The organism is Okeania sp. SIO2B9 (genome assembly GCF_010672505.1).
Lineage (GTDB): Bacteria > Cyanobacteriota > Cyanobacteriia > Cyanobacteriales > Microcoleaceae > Okeania > Okeania hirsuta.
In genome coordinates, this window is record NZ_JAAHGK010000126.1 from 1 (window position 1) to 9324 (window position 9324).

The 9324-nt window shown below is 34.2% G+C and carries 3 protein-coding genes; all 3 read right to left on the reverse strand.

The features are described 5' to 3' along the window. A partial coding sequence (locus F6K13_RS06980; RefSeq protein ID WP_287287074.1) for a tetratricopeptide repeat protein occupies nt 1-940 on the reverse strand: 940 nt, incomplete at its 3' end. Nucleotides 941-1600: 660 nt separating this feature from the next. Beyond that, nucleotides 1601-2188, reverse strand: a complete 588-nt coding sequence (locus tag F6K13_RS06985; protein WP_124147194.1) for a Uma2 family endonuclease — start codon at nt 2186-2188, stop codon at nt 1601-1603. Between the two features lie 22 nt (nt 2189-2210). Continuing rightward, nucleotides 2211-9083 (reverse strand): tetratricopeptide repeat protein, encoded by a 6873-nt coding sequence (locus tag F6K13_RS06990; RefSeq protein WP_287287075.1) that lies wholly within the window; start codon nt 9081-9083, stop codon nt 2211-2213. Nucleotides 9084-9324: the final 241 nt, after the last annotated feature.

The following is a 9324-nucleotide window of genomic DNA, read 5'->3' on the forward strand; positions in this document are numbered from 1 at the left end:
CTAAATACAACTGTGCATCATCAGGCTTAATTTCTAAAGCTTTTTGATAACTCTCAACATCCATTGGATCGTTCTCAATAGCTTGTCGATAATAACTCAATGCTTCTTCTAATTTTCCTTTAACTTGCTGATGCAATGACTGATTTAATTTTTCTTCCACTTTTGGGGAAAAGTCAGGTTGAATTTGCATAAATTTACGATATACATTAACCGCTTCTTCCCACTTTTCTAACTTAACTAATACATCCCCCAACTTATAATAACCCCAAGCAAAATCAGGATTCAACTCAACAGCCTGACGATAAGCACTAACCGCTTCTTCCCACTTTTCTAACTTAACTAATACATCCCCCAAATTATTATAATACCAAGAAAAATCTGACTTTAATTCTATAGATTTATTATAAGCATTAACTGCTTTTTCTAACTCTTCTATTTCCTGCAATAAATTACCTAATTTATGATGTACTTCCCACAATTCAGGATTAATTTCAATGGCTTTTATATAAGCCTTTATGGCCTCTTCTTTTTCTCCTTTTTCTACTAAATTATCGCCATTAGTGTGATAATCATCTGCCAAATTGGAGTTGACTATAACTGCATTAGTAGCAGTAGTGTTCTCTGACTCTTGCTCCTCTTGTTTCGCTAATATTTTCTCTAACGGATAATCAGATATTGTCAACTTTTTACTAGGTTCTATTTGTTGTTGAGTATTGGTTGTTTTTTCCTGAAGTTTATTTTCTAAATCTGCCAAATACTTTCTTGCTTCTTTCCAGTCAGGAGCTAATTCAATTGCCTTACGATAAGCAGCGATCGCTTTTTTCCATTCACTCTTTTTTGCGAAAACTTTTCCTAAGCTAAAAAAGTTTTTTGCCTGCTTAAAATTGATTCTTTGCTGTTGTGTAGGTAGGGAATTTTTTGTGGGAGTTTTTAGCATCATCTCTATCTCCGGTCTTAAATATATCTTATTGGTGGGTTAAGTTGTATCGTAAGTTCAATTGTTAATTAGGAAGATTATCCTAGTTTCATGCACCCTATATCTTCAAAAAGTTATCTTTTAATAAATTACTCTCAGAATAAATCAGTATCTGGGAATTTTTTAATATTTCTACACCTTACTCTGGTCAATAAATCTCTAATTATCACTTTTGGATGTTAATTAACTAGGCTAATTTTGTCCTATTTTTAATATATTATTAGCTATTACTAATAAAACACTAATTTCACAGTCAAATCCGGAAATAATTGATTAATCAGGGAACAGGAATTAACGAAGTCAGAAGTCAGAAGTCAGAAGTTAGAAGTTAGAAGTTAGAAGTTAACCCACCCCCTAACCCAACCCACCCCCGCCCCTCCCAGGAGGGGAGCCAGGAGGGGAAGTAGGGGATTTGAGCAAGCATCCAAAAATATTTCGCCTTAAAAGGCGGGATTTAAGACCTAATTATTTTGATAAAATCAATTGAGGATATTTAAAAAGGATTGTATTTTTTAAGAAGGGAAAAGGGAGCGGAGAACAAATCAAAAAAAATCCCTATAAATAAATTCAAGGGATTTGAAAAATATTGTATTTTTTTTATTGAGCAATTAAAGATTTTCTCTATTACCAAATCAATGTTAAATCAAGAATAAATCCTGGCAAAATATTTTCTCCTGATACTGTTTGGGGATTTTCTAATATTTCTACATCCTGCTGTGGTCGATAAATCTCTAATTGTCGTTTTTTTCGATTAATTAACCACCCTAATTTTGCTCCATTTTCCATATATTCTCTCATCTTAGCTCTAGTTTTTTCTAAGGTATCGCTAGGAGACATTAGTTCTACTACAAAATCAGGGCATAATGGTGCAAATTGATCTTGTTCTTCTAATGTTAAAGTATCCCAACGTTGATTACTTATCCAAGAAGAATCGGGAGACCTTTCTGCACCATTCGGCAATTTAAAACCACTGTTAGAATCAAAAACTTTGCCTAAATTTTTTTGACGATTCCAAGCTCTTAGTTGAAAATTTAGTTCTGAATTTCGTTCTCCTGTAATGCTACCAGTGGGCGACATAATAATTAGTTCTCCTGTGGCACTTCTCTCAAATCTTAAGTCGTCATTTTCTTGACAAAGTTGCCAAAATTGTTCGTCTGTTAAGTCAATTTTTAATTCTAATATTGGTGGTAAATAAATGTTTTTATTTTCCATAAATTATTAATCCTTAATCTAGTTAATTTCCTGTTAATTCAATTGCTCGTTGATAAGCTGCTACAGACTCATCAAGTTTACCTATTTCTTGTAAGGCATCTCCTAAAAGATGGTAAATTTCTCCTATATCTATATTTATCTCACTTTCAGAATAATTTTCTTCAGTTTCATTCGCTTCTAATTGAATGACTTCCTGATAATAATTGATGGCTTCTAACCATTCTCCTTTTTCTGCTAAAGCTTTGCCTAAACTATAGTGAGCTTCTAATAATTTAGGGTCTAATTCAATTGCTTGATAAAAACAAGCTATCCCTTGCTGTGTTTTATTCTCTGCTATTAAACCCCTACCTAAAGTACAAAACTCTTGGGCAGTCGCCCAACTGGGATGTTGGATGAGTGCATTGTAAGATAATTCTTCAGCTTCATCAACTTTTCCTTGGTCTAGCAAGACTTCCACTAAACCTCGATAACTATCTTTTAAGTCTGGTGCAAGTTTGATGGCTTTTTTGTATGCAGCGATCGCTTCTTTTTGTCGTTGATGTTGAGCGTATAATTCTCCTAGACTGGCATAAATTTCGCCAAAGTCTGGTTTAATTTCAATTGCTTTTTGGTAAGCGGCGATCGCTTCGTCTGGTTTATTTATTTCTACCCAAGATTTGCCCATTATTTGATAAGCTATTGCATGGGGTTTTATAGAAATTGCCTCTTCACAAGTAGAGATAGCATCATAGAATTTACTATTGACAAATTCTGCTTCGGCTTGTTTAATTAAATCTGCTTGATTAATTTGAGGCAACTTCTCCTTCTCTTTTTTATCTTTTGATTTTGGGTTTAATACCCCGCCATCTACAGGGTGTTGAAAATTGATTGGGTTTTGAGTTCCCATCCACTTTTGACTTTTGACTTCTTCAATTTCTAACTTTTGACTTTTGAGTTTTGAGTTTTGACTTTCGACTTCTTCCATTGAATTTGAATATGACTGCAAAATATCTTCAGGATTAATATGTTGAGGTTTCTTGCCGTTCACTTCTACCTGTTTTTTGACTGAAATATTACTAATTTCCCGAGCTTTTTGAGCATAAATAGCAGCCTCATTTACCTTGCCTTGACGCTTCAAAGTTGTAGCTAAATTTTGATAAGCTGCAGCATAATTTGAGTTTAATTTTATCGCCTTCTGATAACAGAATATGGCTTTAGTTAATTGACCTTGACGACAGAGGGTATTACCGAGATTTAGATGTTGGTCGGGAGTGATGTTTTCCGGGGTTAGAGTGTATGCTTCATACCAACAGTCTGCTGCTTCTGCTTGTTTACCAACTTGAGTCCATGCTTTAGCTAAGTTGCGGTATGCTCCGGCAAAGTCTGGTTTGATAGCAATCGCTTTTTGATAACAGGGTATTGCTTTTTCCCATAATTCCTCTTGTGCATACAAACTACCTAGGTTGACGTGAATTGAAGGATCTTGACTATCGAGGGATATAGCTTTGAGATAATTTTGTTTAGCTTTCTGACGTTGACTAGCACTGCCTATTTTTTGTTGAGCATTACCCAATATTTTGTACGCCATGGCCATCTCTGGTTGTACTGCTATAGCTTGCTGACATTGGGCGATCGCCTGTTCGTATAACCCTTCTTGGTTGTATGCTATAGCTCGTTGAATGTAAACATCGGGTAGGACGACCGCTGATTTTGTTACATCAACATATTGAGCGTTTATTTGTGTATCTATTTTATTGCTGCTTTCTATTTGTGGTCTATCTATTTTTGGTAACGCTTCTTCTATTTTTTCTAATTCGTTACTTGCATCTTTTATTAATGCTTTTTTTTGCTGATTTTTATCAGTATTGGTTAAATTTACTTCAACAGGAAATAATAAGTTTTCACCAGCAGTTTCTGTTGTATCTTTGATATTAAAATCTATTTCTGGTTTTAAAGGGAAGGAATTATTTGTACCCTGAAGTCTGGGAATATTTTCAGATGGTTGTAAATATTTTTTCGATGATTGATGATGGAAATTAAAAACAGCAGCTACTCGATCAAATAACTGCTTGAAAAATTGTTCAAAATATTTTAATGGTGATTGAAAAGTACCAGTATTTCCTACTAACTGAATATCAGAACTACTGACCCGCTCCTGATCTATTGCTCCATCAATTTTCTGCGCAATATCTGGTTGAAAACTATAGATATGATGATTTATATCGCTATTATTTACATAAGTTTTATCTTTTGATTTTGGGTTTAATACCCCGCCGTCTACAGGATGTTGAAAATTGGAATTGGTTGGGATTTGAGTCCCCATCGACTTTTTCTTTCTTTCAACTTCGGTCTTCCTTATTCCTTCTTCAACTTGTGGATTAGAGAGTTGGGAATTAGATTGAAGTTTCAAAGCTTCCCCTAAGTTCTGATATGCTACTGCTAATTTGGGATTAATTTGTATAGCATGACAATAACATGATATTGCTTGCTCTACTAAATTCATTTGTAGCAGAGTATTACCTAAGAGCAAATGTTCTTCTGCTGTTGCTGTTTCTGGTTCTAGAGAATAAGCTTTTTCCCAAAATTTAGAGGCCTCTGCGTGCTGACCAACATGAGTTAATGCTGTTGCTAAATAACGGTTGACATCTGCCATATTTGGGCATATTTCAATTGCTCTTTGATAACATTGGATTGCTTCTTGCCATTGTTGTTGTTGTCCGTATAAACTACCTAAATCTCTATAAATTTCTGGATCTTTTAGTGCAATAGATATCGCTTTTGTATACCACTGCCAAGCTTCTGCTGCCTGACCTTGATTTTGCAGCATTTTTCCTAATCTTTTATAAGCTTCTACATTATCTCGCTCTACAGAAATGTTATCTTGTGATTTTGGGTTTAATACCCCGTCGTCTACAGGGTGTTGAAAATTGGTTGGGGTTTGAGTCCCCATCCACTTTTCCCTTCTTCCTTCTTCAATTTTTTCCTGGTTAATTATTGTTGAATTTATTTGATGTGCTGTATTTTTTGCAGATAAATTAGATGTTTTTTTACCTAAGTTACCATTGACATTGGAGAGGTTTATTATTCCTAATTGAATCGCTTTGCGATAACAAGTATTCGATTCTTCAAAATCACCTGCTTGGGATAATGCTTCTGCAATATTTTGATAAGCTACTGCTGAGTTCGGATTTAATTTTATGGCGCTACGATAACAAGATATAGCTTCTATTAATTTCTGATGTTTTAAGAGAGTATTGCCTAAGTTTATATATTCTTGATCTTTGATTTTTGTGGGTTCTAGACAGTAGGCTTTATATTGAAAAATTGCTGCTTCTACTACTTTTCCAATTTTATGATACGCTTTAGCTATGTTGCGGTGGGCTGGGGCTAAATATGGTTTAATATTAATGGCTTTTTGATAATATTCAATTGCTTCTTGCCACTGCTGTTTACGAGCATATAAAGTTCCAATATTAACATAGGCTTCGGCAAAATTTGGTTGAATATTAATACCCCGTGAATACCACTCAAAGGCTGCTTCTATTTGACCTTCTTTTTGCACAATAATACCCATTGTTTTGCAGGCTTCAGCAAAATCTGGTTTATTTTTTAGAGCTTGTTCGCAAGCTGCTTTAGCTTCATTTAATTTCTTTCGTTCTAAATAGAATAGAGCTTTTTTATGGAAGTGAGTAGCCGCTTCTGTTGGATTAACTTTAGATGCCATTTGATTACTTACTACAGTTCGACTTACATTATCTTCTTCACCTTTTTGGGAAAAGGTTAATACATCAACTTGGGAATTAGAGAGTTTCTTCTCTAGAAGAATTTTTTCCTGAGAAGTTTGTTCCTCGTTCAGAAATTTTACTGTGGGATGGGAATTTACTTTTATTATACTTGCTTGCGATAGCATTTTTTCTAGTTTACTAAGGTTAATTATAATATCTTCAGTGAGGGAATTAGGATACATGATTTGGCGGATTGGGTAATAGGTAAATTCTTCTCCTACTAAGTAGTAATACTTTAATCCTAATTGTTGAGCGATCGCCCAGTAATAATGTTTAATATAGTTAGGAGAAACTAATTCTATTACGGTAGTTTCTGGACTACAAAACATAATATTTGTCAATCCACTACCATGAGGAGAAACTATCACTTTGGCATTAGCAAATAATGATGCTTGCTCTACAACAGAAAGAGTTTCTAGTTCGATAGTAACGAAGCCATATTCACTTAATATATCGATTACTTTTTCTTCATTAATAACTCTTCTATATTTAGCTTTATTCCGACTAATATAAATCCTTTCAGGATAAGAAATTACTTGATTATGCTGATTTTCTTTCCGTTTAAACCCATCTTGAAGTATAGTAGAGAGCGATCCGTTTAAAAATACTTGACGGTGAAATTCCAATGCCCATCTTTCTACCCAAGCTAAATGACTGGAAAAAGATGGAACAATTAATTTTTTAGCTTGAATATAGGGATAGCGATCGCTTTCTATAATTTTATCTTCTGGAATTCCTAAAATCCGGAGAGTTTCCTGTTGAAATGGTTGTTTAGTACTATTAACTAAAAACCAATCTATTTCCTCAAAATTTATACCATTGCGTCGTAATATTTCGATCCGGGGCAATATGTCTACCATCCAATGAAAATAAACGTTTCCTGACAACCCAGATAAAACAGCTACTGTACCGTTTATTTCCTCTAAAGGCGGTAATTCTTCCGTAGTAAAAAACCGATGGTTATTGATATCGTATTTGTCACATCCCGGCAACTGACCTGGGTATTCACGGGAAACTTCAGCTAATAATTGATTTTCTTGATTAATAATGGCAATAGCATTACAAATCATCCAATTATTTTTCTGAGGAACTATCCATGCTCTACCATTTACTACTTCTTTGACGAATTTTGGTGTTTCTGGAAAGTCAATATTTATTTTTTGTGTTTTTTCTCTAGAAAGACTATGAATACCATTTCCTAAATGAATTGGTTGAAGTTGTTTAAATATTCGTTTGAGACAAGGTTTGCAGTTTAACCCTTGACATTTAACTCGATCATTTGAAATTTGACTCCCTATCCACTTCTGACTTCTGACTTCTTTTGACTTCTTTTGACTTTTGAATTCTTCAAAGTTATTGCGCTGTACTAAAACTTTTTCTAATGCTTGAGAAATAGCATAATTATCTTTTTTTCTGGGGTTTAATACCCCGCCATCTACAGAGTGTTGAGAATTAGTTGGAATTTGAGTCCCCATCCACTTATTCCTTATTCCTTCTTCCTCACCCCTTTCAAAGGGGGGCAAGGGGGGATGCCTTCTTCCTTCTTCCTTCTTTCTTCTTCCTTCTTCAAAAGATTCAACTGCCAACCCTAAATGGTAAACAATAATAGCAGTATTGAAGCGTTTTTGTTTAGCTAAACTATTGCCTAATTTGAGATGTAAATCAACATTTAATGGCTGAAATTTCAATGCTTTTTGATAATAATTTTCTGCCTGTGAATATTCACCATATTCAAATAATACATTTCCCAAACTTGAGTAAGTTAAGATTAAATTTTCTCTAACTTCTGCTAAATATAATTTATCTATTTCTTCTGGGTTTAATATCTCGCTATCTACAGGGTTTTGACAATTGGTTGGAGTTTGAGTCCCCATCCAGTCCCGACTTATTCCTTCTTCATTTTGACTTTTGATTTCAGAATTTTGATTTCTAACTTCTTCCTTTTGACTTTTGACTTTTGAATTCTGAATATCGAGTGAGGGCGAATGGCATTCGCCCCTACATATGGCGTTTTCAAGGTTAATTTGCGTAAGTTCTGATTTATCTATTTCTTTTGAGTTTAATATCTCATCGTCTACAGGATATTGATAATTTGTTGAGATTTCAGTCCCCATCCACTCCTGACTTATTCCTTCTTCATTTTGACTTTTGATTTCAGAATTTTGACTTCTTCCTTTTAACTTTTTATTTCTTACTTCTTCCTTCTTACTTCTTACTTCTTCCTTCTTTCTTTTGACTTTTGACTTTTGAATTTTGACTTTCTCTAAAAATCTAGCACAAGCTATTTTTGCTTTTTCTAATTCGTCTAACCCCGTTAACAAATCTGCTTTTTCACAATAACTTTCCACAAAATAATTACCCTCAATAACCTTTTGTAAATGAGGTATTGCTGCTGCCAACTTTCCTAATTCCAAAAAAGAAAAAGCACAATTACTATGAGCAGAAAGATTTTCTGGATACTGCTTGATTATCTCCTGAAAATAAACAATAGCTTCTGAGTGCAAACCTTGTTGTTGATAAACTTTTCCGAGGTTATGAATAGCTACTATTAATTGAGGCTTAAGTGCCAGTGCTTGACGATAATTAGTAATAGCTTTTTCTACTTTACCAAGCTCGAAAAATGCTTGACCTTGGTTATTGTAGAGATAAGCATCATCTGGTTTTAAGTTAATAGCTTGTTGAAATATTTCGATTGCTTCCTTAGCTCTACCTTCCTTGACTAAAATATTACCCCAGTTACTATAAGCTTGAACTTGAATGAAAATATTTTCCGCCTTAAATTGGCATAAATTAATGACTTTTTGATAACTGGAAATTGCTCGATCTAGTAAACCTTGTTGTTGTAAAACAATGCCAATATTATAGTAAGCTTGAATATGCTGTGGATGATGAGCGATCGCTTGTTGATAATGAATATAAGCTGCTGATAGATTTCCTTGATGCTGAAAAGCTATTCCCAAGTTATACTGAATGTAGTGGAGGTCTGGTACTAAAGTTAATGCTTCTTGGTATAACAATATGGCGGCTTCTAGTTTTCCCTGCTTTTGATATAACAATCCTCTTGAAGCTTTTTCTTCAGCTAACTTCAATGCTTTTGAGGATTCGCTGCTCATATTTGAATAGTAGTGCATTGTGATGAGTTTTGAACTTTGAGTTTATACAATTTGGAATTTTGGGGTAGCGCTCTGTAACCTACCCCGGTTAATCATTGGGGGATTGCCCCTGCAAATTTCATCCTGTAATTTATCAACGCCATTTTTTTTATATCCACTGCCCAAGCACAAAAGTATATTTTATTCCATATTCCATTCCCTATTCCCTGTCCCCTACTAATCAAGTGTTAAATAATTTTGCACAGATACTTAATAGCAA